At 47.4% G+C, this 19,224-nt stretch carries 16 protein-coding genes; 11 read left to right on the plus strand and 5 right to left on the minus strand.

Going from position 1 to position 19,224, the window contains the following annotated elements; translation table 11 throughout:
- From CWI69_RS00005 to CWI69_RS00020, 4 genes are all read right to left on the minus strand, one after another.
- Positions 1 to 142, minus strand: a 142-nt coding sequence (locus CWI69_RS00005; protein ID WP_157984221.1) for a transposase, incomplete at its 3' end; no start/stop codon positions are given.
- 319 nt (positions 143 to 461) lie between these two features.
- On the minus strand, positions 462 to 1,796 hold the full coding sequence (locus tag CWI69_RS00010; protein ID WP_126760770.1) for an O-antigen ligase family protein: 1,335 nt from the start codon (positions 1,794 to 1,796) through the stop codon (positions 462 to 464).
- A complete protein-coding gene (locus tag CWI69_RS00015) occupies positions 1,793 to 2,599 on the minus strand; it encodes a hypothetical protein (protein WP_126760772.1) in 807 nt (268 codons plus the stop codon). The genes CWI69_RS00010 and CWI69_RS00015 overlap by 4 nt, the downstream gene beginning before the upstream one ends.
- On the minus strand, positions 2,592 to 3,488 hold the full coding sequence (locus CWI69_RS00020) for a GumC domain-containing protein (protein WP_126760774.1): 897 nt from the start codon (positions 3,486 to 3,488) through the stop codon (positions 2,592 to 2,594). The genes CWI69_RS00015 and CWI69_RS00020 overlap by 8 nt, the downstream gene beginning before the upstream one ends.
- A gap of 384 nt (positions 3,489 to 3,872) precedes the next feature.
- On the opposite strand from CWI69_RS00020, the gene CWI69_RS00025 reads away from it, so the two are divergent.
- The 11 genes from CWI69_RS00025 to CWI69_RS00075 all read left to right on the plus strand — a co-directional run bounded on the left by CWI69_RS00025 (position 3,873) and on the right by CWI69_RS00075 (position 18,372).
- The gene (locus CWI69_RS00025; protein ID WP_126760776.1) at positions 3,873 to 5,042 is read left to right on the plus strand and encodes a nucleotide sugar dehydrogenase; all 1,170 of its coding nucleotides are present in this window, start codon (positions 3,873 to 3,875) and stop codon (positions 5,040 to 5,042) included.
- A 45-nt stretch (positions 5,043 to 5,087) separates the two neighbouring features.
- Positions 5,088 to 6,020 (plus strand): glycosyltransferase family 2 protein, encoded by a 933-nt coding sequence (locus CWI69_RS00030; RefSeq protein WP_126760778.1) that lies wholly within the window; start codon positions 5,088 to 5,090, stop codon positions 6,018 to 6,020.
- A gap of 218 nt (positions 6,021 to 6,238) precedes the next feature.
- A complete protein-coding gene (wecA, locus tag CWI69_RS00035) occupies positions 6,239 to 7,351 on the plus strand; it encodes a UDP-N-acetylglucosamine--undecaprenyl-phosphate N-acetylglucosaminephosphotransferase (protein WP_126760780.1) in 1,113 nt (370 codons plus the stop codon).
- A gap of 19 nt (positions 7,352 to 7,370) precedes the next feature.
- Positions 7,371 to 10,133 (plus strand): SLBB domain-containing protein, encoded by a 2,763-nt coding sequence (locus CWI69_RS00040; RefSeq protein WP_241971002.1) that lies wholly within the window; start codon positions 7,371 to 7,373, stop codon positions 10,131 to 10,133.
- 72 nt (positions 10,134 to 10,205) lie between these two features.
- Positions 10,206 to 11,660: a glucose-6-phosphate isomerase gene (gene pgi, locus CWI69_RS00045; protein ID WP_126760782.1), complete on the plus strand. Its 1,455-nt coding sequence runs from the start codon at positions 10,206 to 10,208 to the stop codon at positions 11,658 to 11,660.
- Positions 11,657 to 13,207, plus strand: a complete 1,551-nt coding sequence (locus CWI69_RS00050) for an oligosaccharide flippase family protein (RefSeq protein WP_126760784.1) — start codon at positions 11,657 to 11,659, stop codon at positions 13,205 to 13,207. The genes pgi and CWI69_RS00050 overlap by 4 nt, the downstream gene beginning before the upstream one ends.
- Before the next feature lie 4 nt (positions 13,208 to 13,211).
- Positions 13,212 to 14,096 carry a polysaccharide pyruvyl transferase family protein gene (locus tag CWI69_RS00055; RefSeq protein WP_126760786.1) on the plus strand — a complete coding sequence of 295 codons (885 nt, stop codon included), beginning with the start codon at positions 13,212 to 13,214 and terminating at the stop codon, positions 14,094 to 14,096.
- 19 nt (positions 14,097 to 14,115) lie between these two features.
- Positions 14,116 to 15,459 (plus strand): hypothetical protein, encoded by a 1,344-nt coding sequence (locus CWI69_RS00060; protein ID WP_157984222.1) that lies wholly within the window; start codon positions 14,116 to 14,118, stop codon positions 15,457 to 15,459.
- 21 nt (positions 15,460 to 15,480) lie between these two features.
- The gene (locus CWI69_RS00065; protein ID WP_126760790.1) at positions 15,481 to 16,287 is read left to right on the plus strand and encodes a sulfotransferase family protein; all 807 of its coding nucleotides are present in this window, start codon (positions 15,481 to 15,483) and stop codon (positions 16,285 to 16,287) included.
- Between the two features lie 4 nt (positions 16,288 to 16,291).
- Positions 16,292 to 16,900 carry a prolyl hydroxylase family protein gene (locus tag CWI69_RS00070; RefSeq protein ID WP_126760791.1) on the plus strand — a complete coding sequence of 203 codons (609 nt, stop codon included), beginning with the start codon at positions 16,292 to 16,294 and terminating at the stop codon, positions 16,898 to 16,900.
- 164 nt (positions 16,901 to 17,064) lie between these two features.
- Complete coding sequence (locus tag CWI69_RS00075; protein WP_126760792.1) at positions 17,065 to 18,372, plus strand: hypothetical protein; 1,308 nt, start codon at positions 17,065 to 17,067, stop codon at positions 18,370 to 18,372.
- Here CWI69_RS00075 and CWI69_RS00080 read toward each other — a convergent pair whose 3' ends face one another.
- A complete protein-coding gene (locus tag CWI69_RS00080) occupies positions 18,373 to 18,933 on the minus strand; it encodes an NUDIX hydrolase (protein WP_126760793.1) in 561 nt (186 codons plus the stop codon).
- Positions 18,934 to 19,224: the final 291 nt, after the last annotated feature.

A 19,224-nucleotide genomic window follows, 5' to 3' on the forward strand; every position in this document is an offset into this window, starting at 1 on the left:
CGTATTTAGCACGCCAGTCGTAAAGTGACTTTACGGAAATGCCCAGACGATTAGCGACGTCATAAACAGAGTGCCCGCGCTCGGTGACCTGCTTGACGGCTTCAACTTTAAATTCTTCGGTATACCGTTTGCCTTTGCTCATAAACACCTCTAGTTTTAGTTACATTGTAACTGTTAAAAGTGTCTAGCAAAGTCTGGGACGTCCATAAACACCTCTAGTTTTAGTTACATTGTAACTGTTAAAAGTGTCTAGCAAAGTCTGGGACGTCCATATTTTGGAAATGATGCCTAATTCACAGTCTGATATTATCGCTTTGAGAGAGATAAATGTTCATTTAGAGCAGCCAACTATACTTGACGAAGTTCTGGCGCGATATGAGTATTTACGAAACTAGATTCTTAAATTTAACTGAACTTACCGCTCTTTTACTAGACATTCTGGGACCCCAAAACCGTTTGATTTATCCTGACGGAATTTTTCCAGTTGTAGTTGCTCCGGCTTCCGGAGCGCTTACAGTATTTTTATTGAAGCTTTGCCCGAGTCTATATAGTGTCAAAGCATAGATTACTCCAACCAAATGGCTCGGCTGTCCGCTAACAAAAGCATGCCCAGCAAATATGCCGTGGCCAAGATAGATAGCGAGACCGAGGTTTAGTGCAAAATGCTCTACCGTTGGGCGTCGCACAAAAAGAATGATACTAAAGAGAATAAATAAGCAATGCATTGAGAAAAGTGTTACAGCATAAGGGACACCATAATGACCGACCGCATCGAACCATTCTTGTTCAATTTCACGATAAACACTGAACGAACCTTTATTGTTATCAACAAGGTAATACTCTCGTCCGATACCCTCATATAAGGCTGCACCGTCTCCGGTCAGATAGATTTCTGAAGTATAATTCTCAAGGTTTCTCTTATACGATTCGACAAGTCGCATTCGCGGGCTTGCCCCGCCAATTATCTGTTCGGCTTGTTCTATTTGAAACTTGAAGTCATCGAAATTTGCCTGGACATAGATGGCAGCGCCAGTGAAGCTACTCAGAATCAGCGACATAACGCTCCATTTGAGTAATCGTTCTTTAAAGCCTACCGCTCGAGAAAACAAAACTATTATTATCGCAAAACATGCGGCCGTCACGGAGCTCGCTGCCCATCCCGCTTTCGTACCGAGTAAGGTGACTGCTAAGAAGCACGCACCTACACGAAGCAAGTTCCAGAAACTTAGCCGGTAAAATAATTGGGAAAATAACACAGCTAAACTAATTAGAACCGCTAAACCGATGTCATTTCCTCCAACAAAGAATGATTTTATACCGAAGGCATAATCGCCATAGCTTTCATACCCTAATCCAGTAAAAAATGAAAACAACATAACTACACTAAATATCACTCCGTAGTGAGCGATGCCTTTGATAAGTAGCGTAGTTTTATCACCGTAGTGGTTAAGCAATGCAAGCGTTGAAAGTAAGATGGCAAAAGGGTAAAGCCTGCGTAATAAATGTGTGATGTCCTTAGTCAGTAAAACATTTCCATCTGGATAGGTGGATATCAAAAGCATTAGTCCCCATATTAAAATTAAACTTTTAATTATCCAGGGAACTGGACCTGCTAGTGTATATGCAAAGTAGAGTCCGATAAAAAGAAGAATAGTGCGGTAAATGAAGCTCACTCGTAGGAAGTCAAGGCCAAAAAATGAAAGAACCCCATAGGCCGCGTCAAACCAAATTACCGGAAAAATCAGTAACGCAGCAAGTAGCCAGCCTAGCTGTGGTTTACTCAGAGCAACTTTCATGTGGATTTCTCAACTTTCCGCAATAAATAGAGATTGAGTCCTGTTACACCGATGATAATCCAGAAAACAAGAAATGTGACTATAACCCAATTCTTCTTTGGATAGACTGGCCCCGTATTCACTTCAATGCCGGTAATTATATTTATTAGCGAAAAATTCTTACTCGTAATTAACTTCAGACGAGTTTCGGCAATAGTTAATTGGTATGCAATAATTTTACTAAAATCTTCAATGTGGTCTTCGTTTAATAATTCTTTAAGAATTATTATCTGAAATTTTAGGTCCTCGCTAATTTCTTTTAACAGAGACTGTTCCAAAGATTCGAGGATGGTTGTTAGCTCGTCTTTAATATTAGAGAGTTGGTAGCTATGCCAGTGAATTATATGTGATTCGTCATATTCAAATCGATAATAATGCAAGTACTTCCGCGTAAACATCTCGAAGTCTGTATAAGAATCAAAAGTGCTTCTTACATTTTTTTGTTTTCTATAGAGCTCGTCAGAAACCAGTGAAGCAAATTTAGGGCTGCTGGCATAAAAAGCAACCCTAACTTCAGGGCGGCGGGTCAATGCCTTTGACGCGTACGCAGAGTTTATTCCTAATACTGTATCATCGACCTCGCGTAAAATCCCTTGTTGGTATACAGCTGGGTTTAACGTAAAAAGTACGCTAGCTCGGTAAATTTTTGGTAAGTGTGATGCATAGAAATAAGCGAGTACTATACCGCTACCAAAGTAAATCAAGAGTAATAACCAGTGCCTACTGAGCCACCTGAGATAATCAGTGATCGCTAGCTTATTCATTAGCAACGCGGTATGAGTGCAGAATATTTGTTGCAAGCATTAGAAATGTACCGATTATGGTTCCAATTATAAACCATACTAGAGCACCAAAGCCTGCGGGTTTGTGAGGAACCACAACCGGATCAATAATTTCATATACATAATCTTTGTTTGCTTCCACCAGCATCTGGCGCTTGAACTGCTCTTGTAACAGATAAAGCAATGACTCTCTAACTTCTGTATGCTGTGCTTCATTAGCAACGCTCGTCAAGTAATCGACTTGCCGAGTAATCTTTTCTTTGTCTCTTGCACGCATATATCTGTTGATTTCTTCAACGATAATTTCAACAAGTTGAGTAGCAAACAAAGGGTCAACATGCTTTACAGATAAATTTAAAATGCGCGTCGTACGATCGTTATCCAAAATAATAATGTCATTAAGTGGTCCATAGCCGTACCAAGTCTCGGGTTTGGGCTCAATATGCCAAGTATTACTTTCCGGGTCATAAATTTCCAGGTCGTAGATGGGACGTTGCGCACTTTTATCCCAGCCTTCAACTGCGAGTAGATTAGGTAAAAGGTTGTACTTTTCGATGAGCAAGCTTTTGAATGTTCTTGACTCGATAACTTTTATAGCAAGCTGGGTATTGTTCAGGCGTAAGCCTCCGACGTCGATGCCAGCGAGTCCCGCGAAGCCTGACAAACCACCAGCCAGCTCAGCTAAACCACCTGTTCTCTCCTCACTCGGAGCAAGGACTGTAGAAGCTTCGTACTCAGTTGGTAAATAAGCACGTACACTGGCGAATACCAATCCTAAGAAGAGTGGGAGGGTAAGCCACCACCATTTTAATGCTTTTGCGCTCGCAGTAAGTTGCTCACTAGAAAAGATTATTAGGGGCTTTTGGCTCATGTTTGGTCCTATTTGTTTCGAGTGATGCCGATTTTAGCGAAAGCTCGCTCGATTTACTAACGGCAATTACCAAAGAACTGTAAATTTTGCAATTCTCAGCTGTTGAAATTCCTCAGTATCGTAAATTATATGTTATTACCGAGCCTGATTCGAGCCGGGAATGCTTAGCAATGACATCTCGTGGGCGAGCGGTCGGTGCATCTATTTTGACTCTATTAACGCATTAGCGACCAAGGTCTGCGGGGCCATTGATGATGGCGAGAAAGAACTCGGTTGGATACAGTCAAAATTCGGAATAAAAATACCTGCTCCTCACGTTATTTATTCTGCATTTCAATGGTGCTAGGATACGCGACACTAGTCACGTAGGGATGTAGTGAAAGAATGAAAACAATAGTTGTGGCGGGGGCCGGTTATGTGGGGCTGGCCAACGCAGTCTTGCTTGCGCAAAATCACAAAGTGATCGTTGTTGATATTAACGCGCAACGTGTTGAGGCGATTAATGCCAGACAGAGCCCAATTGGCGATGCTGATATTCAACACTTTTTAACTGAGAAAGCACTCAATCTAAGTGCTACCCTGGATGCGAAAAGTGCTTATAGTCAGGCCGACTGGGTTTTTGTGGCAACGCCGACAAACTATGATACCGAAACGAACCAGTTTGATACGAGTTCGGTTGATGCTATTCTCGAAACTGTCCATGCGGTAAATCCTGATGTTCCTGTTGTGATTCGGTCAACTATTCCGGTCGGCTACACCGAGCGGGTTCGTGATAACTATTTGAAGGATTCTATCTTCTTCGCGCCTGAGTTTTTGCGCGAAGGAAAGGCTCTTTATGACAATTTGTACCCGTCTCGGATTGTTGTGGGTGATCATTCAGAGCGAGGCCATGAGTTTGCTCAGTTAATGGTGGAAGGTGCCGTCAAGAAAGACGTGTCGGTGCAGTTTACTGGTGCAACCGAAGCCGAAGCCATTAAGCTATTTGCGAATACTTATTTAGCCATGCGCGTCGCGTTTTTCAATGAACTTGATACTTATGCTTCGCACCATGAACTCAATACCCGCGAAATTATTGAAGGGGTATGTTCAGACCCGCGGATCGGCTCGCACTACAACAATCCAAGCTTCGGCTACGGCGGCTACTGTTTGCCAAAGGATACGCGCCAACTGCTGGCCAATTACGACAATGTTCCGCAAGTCATTATCGGTGCGATCGTCGCGGCGAATAAGACGCGGAAAGACTTTATCGCTGACGAAATTATCAAGCGTTCGCCAAAAGTTGTGGGTATTTATCGTTTGGTGATGAAATCAGGCTCAGATAATTTCCGTGCGTCGGCGATTCAAGGCATTATGCGGCGCTTATCGGCAAAAAATATTGAGCTTGTGATCTATGAGCCAACCTGCACTGAAGAGACGTTTTTAGATTGTAAAGTCCTGAGAAGTCTTCAGGAGTTTAAACAAAACTCAGATATAATTGTCAGCAACCGTTACGCGAAAGAGTTGCAAGACGTCGAGCATAAAGTCTACACCAGAGACGTATTCAACATTGATTGAAGGCACCATCGGGTTGTTTCCTGTTTTTATTGAGAATCTACAAGAATGACGCTGCACTTTTCGGTCATCATTCCAACATACAACGTGGCGGACTACATCACGGCTACGCTCGATTCGTTGGCGAATCAGTCATTACTTCCAACGGAAATTATTGTTGTTGATGACGGTAGTACAGACAATACGGTCGAGTTAGTTCGGCAGCACCCGCTTATTGAACGTATCACCATTGTGGAGCAGGAAAACCAAGGGCAGGGCGTTGCCCGGAATCATGGCGTCACACTAGCGACAGGTGACTATATTTATTTTCTGGACTCTGACGATTTATTGACTGACAATTTCGTCGCTGAAATTGCCGACGCAGTAGCAGAAAATAACGCGCCGGATCTAATGTTCTTTTCGGGCCGCGAGTTTCAAGACGCAGCTTATTCTGGAAGTGCGTTTAACCCAACGAATTATTTACGGCCTTATGAAACAGCATGGCGTTCGCAAGAAGCTTTTTTCGCTGATTTACTAAAGGTCCCTGATCTATCTTGCAGCCCTTGCTTGTACGTAAGTAAGCGTTCGCTCTGGCAAGGTCAAAAGCTATCGTTCAATGAGTTTTATCACGAGGACGAGGAGCTTTTCTATCGTCTGATCTTCGCTGCTCAGTCTTATTATATGACTCAGGACGTTTACTTCCTGCGGCGGCTACGCGATGGCTCGACCATGTCCGGTAAGAAACAGCCGAAACACGCATTGGGGCTACATGCGTTGCTGCAGTCCCTGGTGGCAATGGCGGCGGCAAACCGTGATAAGCCTTTGCGTATGCGGTTGATCCGCAGACGCATACGCCGCTTCGCGGCAAGTTATATCTTCTGTTGTCGGTTGGCGAAGGTTCCGGTGGACTTGCGGCTGGTTTCACGAGCCGCGCGGGAACTTCGCCATATCCGCGGGCATCTATCTATCGTTCGTGCCCTGTTAGGGTTGGGGACTTTGTAACATTTGCACGAGCGCTTTAAGTATTCTAATTTTGGCTATTAAAGTGTGTGCTTTACGTAAATATTTAAGCATCTTTTAGTGACTTGTGGTAACGTTTCGCAGGTAATTATGTGCGTCATAGCGAACTACAACCGTCAGTCAATGGAACTGATTGATGCAAATCACAAAGTCTATATACGTGATGTTTTTGGAAGTGAATGGAAATGGAATTAAAGTAAATGAGCATCTTATTGGTGTTAACAATTGCCACACTGCTGTCGAGTGTCTTGTGCAAAATCCTGATTCCGGTAGCTCAGCGAACTGAACTGCTGGATACGCCTTGTGAGCGAAAGCAGCATACAGGACGGATCCCGTTGGTCGGTGGCTTAGCCGTTTATGGAACGATGCTAATCCTCTCTCTGGCTGTGGTACCGGTAAGCCCCGAGTTCCGCTTGTTTCTGGTTGCTTCAAGTTTCATGGTACTTATTGGCGCGCTTGACGACCGTTATGATATTGACGCGAGCGTGCGCTTTGTTGCTCAGCTGTTAGCGGCCGCCGTCGTGGTGTTTGGAGCCGATGTACAAATTTCGCAATTGGGCAATTTGCTCGGATTTGGCGTTGTGGAACTTGGCGTATTCGCGATGCCCTTTACCTTGCTGGCCATGGTTGCTGCCATGAACGCCTACAACATGATTGATGGTATTGATGGCCTGTTAGGTGCGCTGGCAATGGTTGCCTTTGCAGGCATCTTTATTTTAAGTTTATCGGCGGGGCTTGCATTGCCGGCCATGGTTGCGACAATTTTGTTTGGCGCGTTGATTCCCTACTTAATAAGGAATGTGGGTGTCAAATCGCGTAATATTCGTAAAATATTTATGGGTGATGCTGGTTCGATGTTGATCGGTTTTACCATTGTCTGGATGTTAATCATGCTTACTCATCCGGCACCTTATAAAGAACTTTGGCTGCAGCAAGGTCGCGAAGCGACGGCGATTCGTCCGGTTGCGGTACTATGGCTTATTGCGTTACCACTTATGGACATGTTAGCTATTTTTGCGCGGCGTGTTCTGAAAGGGCAGTCACCGTTTCAGCCTGATCGGGAGCATTTGCACCATATTTTTATGCGTGCCGGCTTCAGTTCAAGAGAGGCGCTAGGGGTGATCAGTGCGCTTGCCGCGGGGCTTATGTTCCTTGGCCTTGCATTTGAATGGTTCGCTACACCCGAGCCACTTGTTCTGGCCGTATTTGTCGGTATTTTCGTTCTTTACCTGTTGATGCTGAAGAACATCTGGCGCATTGTTTCATGGGTGCGCAGAAAACGCGAAATTGAACCGGCGGCAAATAATAAATAATTTAAAGGGGAATACCAGCGTGAAATCACGGTTGCAGCGCAAATTTGAGGGTGTCGTTAAGGCGTCACTTTTTGCTTTAAGTATGGTTTTATTTGCAGTGCCGAGCGTCGCGGTTATGGCGCAAGAGATGGAGCTTTCGGCTGAGCAAATAGAGAAAATCAAACGCATGCCGCGTGCTCAGCAAGAAGCTATTGCCCGGCAGTTTGGTATGAGCCTGAGCGAGCTTGAAGCTCAAGCGAGCGCGGCAAAACCGAGTATCAGTTCTTCCTCGTCAACAATGCAGCCGCGCAATGGTACGACGCAAACAGAAGAAGAACTGCGTCCTCTTGATGAGTTAAGTCCGAGTGAGCTGGAAAAACGTCTTGCAGAAGATGATAGCGCGCTACAACCCTATGGCTACGAAATTTTTAGCGGAGAGCCAACGAGTTTTAATGCCCTCACTAATACCCCGGTGCCCGCGAACTATATTTTGGGTCCAGGCGATGCGCTGCGTATTCAACTTTACGGTAAGTCCAATTCGACGATCACAGCGACAATAGATAATGAAGGCATGATCACCTTAGACAGCCTGGGTCCTATGAGCCTGGCTGGCCTGAGCTATGATGAAGCCAAGGAATTAATTCGCTCTACGGTTAAAGAGCGCATGATTGGCATGGAAGCGGCAGTTTCGATGAGTGAACTGCGGAGTATTCAGATTTTTGTGGTGGGCGAAGCATACAAGCCTGGTGCTTACACTGTGAGTTCCCTTTCGACGGTGAGTCAAGCATTGTTCGCCGCTGGCGGTGTCAGTGAGATTGCCTCTTTACGTGCTATTCAAGTGAAGCGTGGCGGCGATACTGTAGCAACTTTCGATTTGTATAAGTTGCTGACCCAGGGTGATGCGCAAAATGATGTGCGTTTGCAGTCGGGTGATGTCGTCTTCATTCCTACCCGTGGCGAGACCGTTAGCGTTGACGGCGAGATTTTGCGTCCGGCGATATACGAGCTGAAAGACAACGAGACGTTACGTGATGTCTTGGGTTATGCCGGTGGCTTGTTGCCGACGGCATATAAACAGTCGGTACAAATTGAGCGTATTCGCAATGGTGTCCGCCGTATTGAAACCGTTGATTTAACCAAGCCTGGCATCACCTATGATCTGCATGGTGGAGATAGCGTGGCAATCGCCGCAGTAGCTGAACAACCGATCGATAGCGTGATGTTGATTGGTGCAGCGGTGCGCCCTGGCACTTATGAGTGGCGCGAAGGCATGCGTGTCAAAGATTTGATACCGAGTTATCAATCAGCCTTATTGCCTATTACTGATTTGACCTTTGGTTTATTGGTGCGCACAAGTGACGATCGACGTCGTATAAAGGTTCATCAGTTTGATGTTGCACAGGCTATCAATGGTGTCGATAGTGAAAATCTCGTTTTGCAACCGCGTGATCAAGTCGTTGTGTTTAGCCGCTATGAATCTGTTGAAGCTGAAAAAAACCAACTTGCAAGCTGGTTAAAAACTGAATCGGAAAAAGCGCGGGAGGAACGACAGCGCGTGGTCGAGATTTATCGTAAGCAATATCTTGATCGTTTGATTGGTGAAGGCATCTACTCGCAAGAGATAGAAAGCGGTGAGCCTGAGGCTTCGGCGCAGTTGGATCGGCAATTGGGGTCTCTTTTCGCTCTGGAAGGACGCGACGAAGAAGATCGTGATGAAGACTATTACTCGCAGTTTTCCAGATATCACTTGTTGCAGCCGGTACTTTACCAGCTCCGCAATCAATTTAGTGCGACGGGAACCTTACCTCTGGTTTATATCAATGGCGAAGTTCGTTTTCCGGGCATCTACCCGTTAACTGAGAATGCAGATGCACAATCGTTGATCACCGCAGCGGGGGGACTCCGTGAGTCCGCGTATCTTGCGCGCGCAGAAATTACGCGAACCCGCATCAACAGTTCGGGTGAAGCTACGTCAGATTATGTACCGTTCAGTGTGAGAGAGGTACTTAACGGCGAGATTTCGATCGCCTTAAAAGGGCGTGATCGCGTTCAGATCCTACCTATTCCACAGTGGCAAAATACCCTTGAAGTTGCGCTGGAAGGAGAAGTTCGCTTCCCTGGAACCTATACCATTCGTCGTGGCGAAACATTGAGTAGTCTTATTGCCCGAGCCGGCGGTTTTACCGATTTCGCTTTCTTGCGGGGCTCTGTGTTCACGCGCGAAGACTTGCGTGAAGCCGAGCGTCGTCGCTTAGGTGAGCTGGCACAACAACTGCGTCGCGACATTGCCTCGAATACAATTACTGATTCAGGCAATACGGTTGCTTACGGAGAAATGAATCAACTGCTGAGCGACTTGACCAATGTCGAGGCCGTGGGGCGGTTGATTATTGATTTAGAGACGCTTCTCGCATCCAATGGTAACCAGATTCAACTGAAAGATGGCGACCGCTTGTACGTACCAACGGTTCAGAATACCGTGTCGATCATTGGTGAAGTGCAATTGGCCAGCTCCTACCAGCATCAAGCGGGTATCTCGTTGGAGCAATATATAGAGCGGGCCGGCGGCTTACGTCAGAAAGCTGATGACGAACGCATTTACGTGGTTAAGGCTAACGGCAGTGTGATGGTGCCCGAGCGCCGTTCATGGTTTAGTTCAGGGGACTTTGCGCAGATTGAACCCGGTGACACCATCGTTGTTCCGATGGACACGCAATATATGAACAATATTGAACTGTGGAGCACTGCAACCCAAATCATGTACCAGGTCGGCGTAGCCTTAGCCGCATTGAGCGGCCTGTAAGCGTAGCCCGTAATTTTACTACGGGTTATACCTCCCCCGCAGTAGAACTGCGGGCTACCAGGGCAGGAGACTATGCAAGTAACAACGGAATACCTTAATCTCGACTATACCTTTCAAGGCCTTGATGCTGACGCTATCGAGGCCTTTGCCGCTAAGCGGTTGCCGAAAAACTTTGCACAACTCCGCGAACAGCTTCTGCAAGGCGAATACGAGAACCCGAGCGAAGGTCGGAAAGTAACCCACGTGTTAAACCGCAGCCGCCATTCAGTGGTCGCCGCTGCTGGTGGGCGTAATCGCTTTTCTGAAGTCGTTCGCCTGTTACGCAGCGGGAAATGGTCAGGCGCGACAGGGAAGCCGATCACGGACGTGGTGAATATCGGCGTTGGTGGCTCAGATCTCGGCCCAATGATGGGAAGCTTTGCGCTTAAAGAATTTGCCGACGATAACGTCAACCACAAACTCAATGTTCATTTTGTAAGCTCAATGGATGGCGGCCAGCTCTACGCTGTATTGCCTATCGTCGATCCCGAAACCACAGTGTTTATTATTGCGTCGAAAAGCTTTAGTACGATCGATACTCTGGCAAATGTCGATACAGTGAAGCGTTGGATCAAGCCAGCGCTTACCGAAGAACAGTGGCTTGCAGCGCATGTCATTGGCGTATCGAGCAATAACGAAGCCATGAACGATTTTGGCATTCCGGCGGCCCAGCAACTAAGTTTTGCAGATTCTGTCGGTGGCCGCTATTCCCTATGGTCCGCCATAGGTTTACCAATCGCCTTAAGCATTGGTGCCAACCAGTTCGCCAAGATGCTGGAAGGCGCTCGTGCGATGGATGAACATTTTGGTCGTGCGCCGTTACTCGAAAATATTCCACTACTTTTGGCTGTGTTGGGCGTTTACAACCGTGAAGAACGCGGATTAAACAACGTCGCTGTGTTGCCGTACGACGGGCGCTTGCGCTATTTGCCCAGCTACTTGCAACAGCTCGATATGGAAAGCAACGGCAAGCAGCAGGACCGTGACGGCAAGCCGATCGATTACCCAACCGGTCCGATCATCTGGGGTGGCTTTGGACCAAATGGTCAGCACGCGTTCTTCCAACACTTGCACCAGGGTTATGATAATTTCGCTGCTGACTTTGTCGCCGTATTACATCGGAAAGCACCAGGATTTAATGCCGACGTGCAACAAGGTCTCCGCCAGCAACAAACACTTTCTATAGCCAACTGCCTGGCGCACCGGCGCTTGATGTGGTTTGGTGACGGCGACAGGTACCCGGGGCAACACCCATCAAACTTGCTCTTTGTTGACGAGTTGACACCGCAAAGTTTTGGCGCGTTAATTGCCGCCTACGAACATAAAGTCTTTGCCCAAGGGGTCATCTGGAATATCAATTCTTTTGATCAGCCGGGCGTTGAACTTGGCAAAAAGGTCGCCAAAGAAGTACTTGCAGTCATCGAAGGTACCAAGCATGAAACGTTCGACGAGAGTACCCAAAGTATGATTCAAAGACTGACTCAATGAGCTTTAAAAACACCTCCAGGTTGGTAAAGAACGTCGGGTTCCTTTATACCCGAATGTTAATAACCATGGGGGTTTCCTTATATACCTCGCGGGTCGTTTTAGATGTACTTGGTGTTGAAGACTTTGGTATCTATCACGTCGTGGCAGGCTTTGTGGCGATGCTGGGTTTCCTGTTAAGCGCTTTATCCTCGTCAACGATGCGTTTCCTCTCTCATGCGCTTGGCCAAAATGACTTAGCTAAAGTCAACTCAACGTTTCTGATGAGCATTAATATTCATGGCCTCATTGCCCTTTTAATTCTTGTGGTGGCGGAAACCGTTGGTCTGCAGTTTGTTGCGAATGAGTTGACGATTCCTGCTGATCGTCTCGACGAAGCTCTTTTTGTCTTCCATTTTGCGGTGCTTAGCTTCGTTATTACGATTCTGATGGTGCCATACAACGCACTTATCATCGCTCACGAGCGTATGCGTGTTTATGCATGGGTGAGTATTCTCGACGCCGCACTCAAACTTGCCGCTGTGCTGACCTTAAGCCACTTAGCATTTGATGCACTGGAAAGTTATGGTGTACTCATGTTTGTGGTCGCTGCGATAGTTGCGTCCATTTATATTTCCTATTGCCGGCGTCAATTTAGCGAAGCTGTGTTTCGTTTCCACTGGAACCCGGCGCTATTCAGAGAATTGTTCTCACACTCCGGTTGGACCATGTGGGGCTCGCTTTCTGGTGTGGCCTCGAGTCAGGGCGTGAACATTCTTCTGAATATCTTTTTTGGGCCGGCGTTGAACGCAGCGCGCACTATTGCAACGCAGGTAGGGAACGCGCTCAGTAGTTTCGTGATGAATTTACAACAGGCAATAAATCCGCAATTGATGAAATCGTACTCAGCGGGTGACTTGCAATACACCACGTCACTTATGTTCAATGGCTCGCGCTATAACTTCTTTTTGATAACTCTGTTAGCCTTCCCGGTGCTGCTCTATACCGATGCAATTCTGGAAATTTGGTTGGTCAGTGTTCCGGCCTACGCGACCCTGTTTGTGCAGCTACTGTTGGTAAATATTATTATTGATTCAACCTGTAAGCCGCTCATGGCGGTTTCTCAGGCAACGGGCAAGATAAAGCTGTATCAGTTTACCGTTGCTGGGGTGCAATTGTTTAATTTGCCACTGGTCTATGTTGCTTTTAAATCAGGTTATCCGCCAGAAAGTGCGTTCTGGATATTAATTGCACTGTCTTTTGTGGCGCTATGGGTTCGGATGTTTATGTTACGTCGAATTTACGACTACTCGATAAAACAGTACATTACTTCGGTACTGTTACCGTGCGCATTACTTGGCAGTATCTCCGTATTAGCTCTTTGGCTTCTGCGGCAGCACGTTTTGAGTGAGCTTTACTTGTTGTTGCAACTGATGATTATGGTGGTACTTTACGGGTTTGTCGTTATTGCTTTCGGTATAACACGAGCTGAACGGCAGTTTGTGGTTGAGAAAACGACCAGGGTACTCGATAGAATAAGTTTTTTGAAAAAATTTAAAATAGGGAAGTAATGAAGTGGTGAAATCGAACCCATCATTATTGCGTCGCGGGCTAGGCTATCTTAAACGCAAAGTAAAAGAACGACGTCGTTTTAATGAAGAACGAAAACTTAAAGGCTCTGCCGTCCTACCGTTGAAATATTTTCACGGCACATTAAATGTCGGCGACGTGCTCAACGTATATCTAACCGAAGCAATTTCCGGGCGCACAGTGAAAAGTGTTGAAACCGATGCGGTTCCTCATGTGTTGGGAGTCGGTAGCATTATGCATTTCGGCTCACCCAATAGTTGGGTGTGGGGCAGCGGCGTAATTGACCCGAACCAGCCGTTTGATTATGCCCAACTGACAGCTTCACAAATCTGCGCGGTACGCGGCCACAAAACACTGGCGTTACTGCGCGAGAAGGGACTTGAGGTGGGTGATGTACCTTTGGGCGATCCGGCGATTCTGATGCCTGAAATTTATCGTCCTGAACAAGCCGAACCGAGATATGACGTGGGAATCGTTGCCCATTATGTCGACGAGGAACTGGAAACTGTTCAAGCCCTGGCGAGTAAGCTCAATGCCAGACTTATTAGTGTGCGTCAGCACCCTGAAGCCTTTATCAACGAGTTGGTCGAATGTCGGACGATTTTATCATCGTCGCTGCACGGACTTATTCTCGCCGATAGTTATGCTATTCCTAACCTTTGGGTAAGGTTTAGCGATAAAGTTCTGGGCGGCGACTTCAAATTTTTAGATTATTACAGCACCACGAGTGCGGAAACGCCGAAAGCTTATGAGGTTCACTCACTCGACGATGTTGAACAACTTGTGCAGCAGTTGCGTGATAAAGTTACGGTACACCATTATCAAGGCAATACAGCGGAGTTGCGCGCGGCGCTTCCGTTACAAAATTAAAAGCGTATTGGATGACCACATGATAAGAAGAACAGCAAGGCCTGATAATAGCAAGGCATTGGGGCTAAGACAGCTGCTGAGCATTGCCCTCTTTTCTCTGACGCTCTCTGCCGTGCCGGGTGTTCAGGCTACCCCCTGGCTTGATGCTGAAGAGCTTCATGTTCGTCATTCGTTGCAAGTGCTGGCTGATGCGGGGATATTATCGGCCCCCGTGACCACTTTCCCGGTGATGTGGCGTCCGTTGATTGCGGATCTCGAGCAACTTGATCCTGCCACCCTGACCCCCTTGCAGCGGACCGCTTATTATAAGTTAAGTCATTTACTCGAATATCATCGCCGTGGTCATTATTCTGGGTTTAAGATTGCCGGCACCACGGATACTGGCGCACAGCCAAGTTATCACCGACCGATGGAAGGCAAGGCTTTCGCGACGATCACGCATGAACGCATTGGGCAGAATGTTGCCGGGCGGCTACGCGCGACCTATCGCAACAGTGAGGTTAGTCTCAACCCTCGGGTCAGGACCGATAAGTTGTCATGGCAGGGTAGCTATGCGGCTGTGATGGTCGGAGACTGGGCTTTGTCAATTGATCAGGTGCAAAACTGGTGGTCGCCAGGTTCGGCTCAAGATGGTTTACAGACGCTTAGTACATTGCCATTGCGCTCGGTGCGTGCCACCTACACGCCGTCGGAGGCGAGTGGGGCTTTGCAGCGTTTTACCCTGACGTCGTTTTGGGGCGAAAGTGAGGAAGAGTTTTTGGTGCAAGGTGACGCGCAAACCTGGAAACGCGAGCAGGCCTTTGGTGTACGAGCTGGCTGGCGAGCCCATGAGATGCTCGAACTAGGGCTGCAGTATACTGAGTCAGAGCTTGTCGACAACTCACAAAATTGGACTTTTGATGCGCGCCTCACCTTACCCTACCAATTGAGCTTCTATGGTAGCGTCAGCGAGCATGATGTCGAAGGTGTGCGCGGGAACGGGCATATGGTGGGTTTCGATTGGAGTTTTTCCGAGGCTGGTAGCCTTTCGCGTGTTTATGCCGAACACGACCGCAGTGATCTGCGCAGCCTTACGACCATAGGCTATGCGACGTTTAGAAATAGCGGCCACGGCTACGATGTGCGGTTGCAGGATACCCGCGTTCGACGTGATCATAATAGTTTCGGCCGGCTTGCACGCTGGCAGTATTTACCAGAGTTTCGCCCGGGTATCGCACGCATTCAGCAAGTGGAAGTAGTGGCGTTTTATCCGCTCGGAGCAGGGCGGATCGAGATCGGCGTTCAAGGCTGGAAAGATACCTACGAAAGCGGGCGAGAAGACTCGTTTGGAAATTTAATAGCGAGCTATGAAGTTCGCTGGTAAAGCTAAAACGAAGGACGTGTAATGAGAAGGATCGCTAGAAGACTTAAACAGTTAATCAGGTACCCGCTTTATTTGTCGGCCTACCTCACTCGGGATCGGAAAGCAAATGGTCCGGTATTTGTGGTGGGAACCGGGCGCTCCGGTACGCATATGATTTGTCGTTGTGTTAATAAATTTCCACAGGTGTCTGATTATTACGGCGGTGTGGAAAGCCCGGAAATGTTTTGGTCGATCAGTAATGCCACGGTCGAACAAAAAAGCCTTTCTGTTTTTCAGCTCGGCTATTACGCCTACATGATGCGCAAAGTAAATGGTTTATTTCTTGACCAGACACACCCAAACCTATGGAATATTGAGCAGCTTCTTGAAGCTTTCCCAAAGGCGAAATTTTTAGCTATAAAACGAAATGTCCACTCCGTGAGTTACTCGATGAAAAAGCATGGCGGGGTTTCAAAGTGGGCAAAAAATCATACGCTCTATCCGAAACCAAATGGCTTTTTAGGCGTAACACTGCAGAACGCCAAAGTTTATCAGGAGCAACTCACCGACCTGCAACGGGATGTGTTTCGGTGGGCGAGTCATATGGAACGAATCGATGAAGTTGCAGCGCGTTTCCCTGACAATGTCAGGGTTATAAAATATGAAGATGTGGGCAAGTCGATGAAAAGCGTGATGGTGTCGCTTGCAGATTTTATCGGAACGCAACCGCCGTCAGATTTTCTGGTGTTTAAAGAAGCCTCGTTGCACAAACGAGATGCGTTGACCGATGACGAGATGTTGCAAATAGATGATGCTCTGGCCCTGTGGGGCTTGGGAATAAAAGGGTAGGAACATGATGAGTGAATTGCGAAAGTACGTGCTGAGTCAAGATCCACTTGTTTACATCATTGATGATTTTTTCACCGCATCCGAAGCGCAACAGCTTATTAATGCTGCCCAAGAGCAAATGCAACGCGCTAAAGTGAGTTCAGACGCCGAAGGTGTTTACAGTCATGCACGAACCAATCAACTCGCATGGATAAGCCATAAACATTCGATGGTGGTGACAGACCTTGGTAGTCGAATTGCGCAGCAGGTAGGGTTGCCGTTGCGCAATGCTGAGAGTTTTCAGGTGATTCATTATGACCAGAGCCAGGAGTATCGCTCCCATTTCGATGCCTACAATATGGACACTGAGCGTGGCAAACGTTGCACTGCGCGAGGCGGGCAACGGTTATTTACCGCGTTAGGTTATATCAACGCACCTGAAGGTGGTGGCTCGACGTATTTCTCCAAACTGGATATTAATGTAGCCCCGAAGCCCGGCCGACTGCTGGTGTTTGAAAATGTGGTTCGCGGAACCACTGATGTACACCCTAAATCGTTACACGCGGGCATGCCTGTTGTGAAGGGTGAAAAGTGGGCATTCAACCTGTGGTTCCACGAACGCGAGTTTAAATAACCTGCCGCGGCTGATGCCAGCCGTTTCCACTGTAGCCCGCAGTTCTACTGCGGGTGGTGTCAGCCGTTTCCACTGTCTCCCGCAATTGCTGTTAATTACGACTAGACCCGTACTGGAAGTACGGGCTACATTAGGGTCAAATAATTAAGAGAGAAGGAATTCTGATGAACCTAACACCCTCGTACTGGATGCTCGCCGATACTGAAGTTCCGCTGGCATGGGATGCCTCGCAGCTTGATAGTTTTGCGAGCTATTTTAAGCATGCTTTGTTGTTTAACGAGAAACTCATGTTGTCTGACGCGCAAGCGGTCAACTGTATGAACTTTCGGCGCTTGCTGACCAAAAATGAAGATTTCCAGCAAGTCCTCAATAAAGACTTTTTGTCGATTGCGGTCCGTGCACCTGACAACGCCCCCGCCGGGCAATCTCTAACCCAAGTACGTGATGCGTTTGTCCGTGAAGGCAAGCAGCGTACAGAAAACGCAGATGAATTTCACGCCAATGACGATCTGGAGCTGATTAATTCTAAATGTGAAATTAGTCTGTATAACTACACTCAGTTACGCGACAACTATACCAACGGTGTATTACGAATTATGCAACTGCCGCACGTGGCGGCACAACTTGGCGAAAGTGATCAACGCGAAATACTTGATTTGTTGGCCCATGAAAGCGAGCAAAATAGTGGTTTAGGGCGCATCTATTTACAGAAAGGTTTGGGACATGATTTAAAGAATAAGGGCAAAGAAGAGATTTGGGGACGCCACCGTGATCTTCTCATGAAAGTATCAGATGCACCTTATATTACCGGCATTCCAACAGTGATGGCGGCGGACCCAATTTATTCGCCGATGCACGAAGAAGCGTTTAATTTGGTTTCTGGTGGCACCGCATCTGCGGCAGCTGCGGCGGAAGTGACCTCAGTATTGTCGATTCAGACCGATTTAAATCTGAGCTCGTATCAACATGCGTTGGCGCAATTAAAGCTGGAAGATGTGTTCTATTTACGCGACACAAATGAGTACAAGACGTATCAAAAGCTAAGCAAAAAACCGGTAAGTAGCGAAGCTGAACTCAACAAAGTGACCGAGGCGTTGGTAGAGTATCAGCGGTTGATTGATCACTTAATTATTCGGCGTAAGCTTGGCCTCAAATTGGGGCGGTTATTTAAAGCCCACCGGCAAATACAATCGATGCGCAAAGTTTCGCAAGAAGCTGGCGCCTATTCATTGGGTCTGATGCTCAGTGGCGATGCCTTAACTGGTGGCGCGTTAACCATGGCAAATTTTTTCGTTAGTTCATTTCTCGATAAGCAGGTCGAACGTGAGCAGCGCAAAATGGACGCGCAACGTCACTTGTATGCCGCAAAACTAGAGCGCGAGTACAAGACCGAAAAAATCGGAGCCGAGCGTCGGTTTGCTGAACGTCCCGAGACTGTGTATACCTCAGTTGTCGCTAATCCCGCAGGTTAATCAGCTTAGGGCTTGCAGTTCAAGCAAACTAATAGCGTAGAGTGTCGTCGGATCATGTACTTCACCGGCGGCGATCAGCTCCTTGCATTCGGCTAATGAGAGTAATTTTTCTTGCGCTATCGCTTCGGAAACTTCTGGTGCGCTCGGGTTCTGCGCTTTTATCGTCGCCTTAAACAGGTGAGTAGGGGTGCCATGACTTTGTAGCACGTGGATACTTTGCCAATCCTCGCCCTGGTAACCGGTTTCCTCGCTTAATTCCTTCGCTGCACAGGCTTGCGGTGACACACCAGGCTCCCCGAAGCCTTTGGGCACTTCCCATTGCCAATTTCTGTCCTCATGCCGGAAGTTGCGGATTAGCAGGAGTTGGCCGGTCGGCGTAGTCGCAAAAATGATGACCCCGTAAGGAGCATTCCACCAAAACCTCAGATAATTGCCGGTTTCGCCGCCCGGGAAACGCACTTTGTCATTGTATAGCGTGGCATAGCTATTTTCGAACACCGTGACTTGCTCGATGATTTCGATTTCCCCTAAGCGATGGTCGCCCTTATAAACATTAACCACAGTTTGATCCTATGCTATTTGCCAATGTTCCCGATACCTGCCTTTTTTACGCGAACTCTCCCACTTGGTCCAGCTTAAATAGTAGCCCGCAGTTCTACTGCGGGTGAAACCTGCCGGCATCCCGTGTGTCTGCATGAACATTGAGGCGATGGAGGCGACTGAGGCGATTGAGGTGATTGAAGTGATTGAGGTGATAGATGATTAGACCCGTAGTAGAACTACGGGCTACGGTTAAGCGGTGATTACGGAAGCGCTGGCTCCGGGAAAGCAGCCAATCGAGCAGGAATAAAA

The sequence above is a fragment of the Pseudidiomarina halophila genome, from assembly GCF_003987215.1.
Lineage (GTDB): Bacteria > Pseudomonadota > Gammaproteobacteria > Enterobacterales > Alteromonadaceae > Pseudidiomarina > Pseudidiomarina halophila.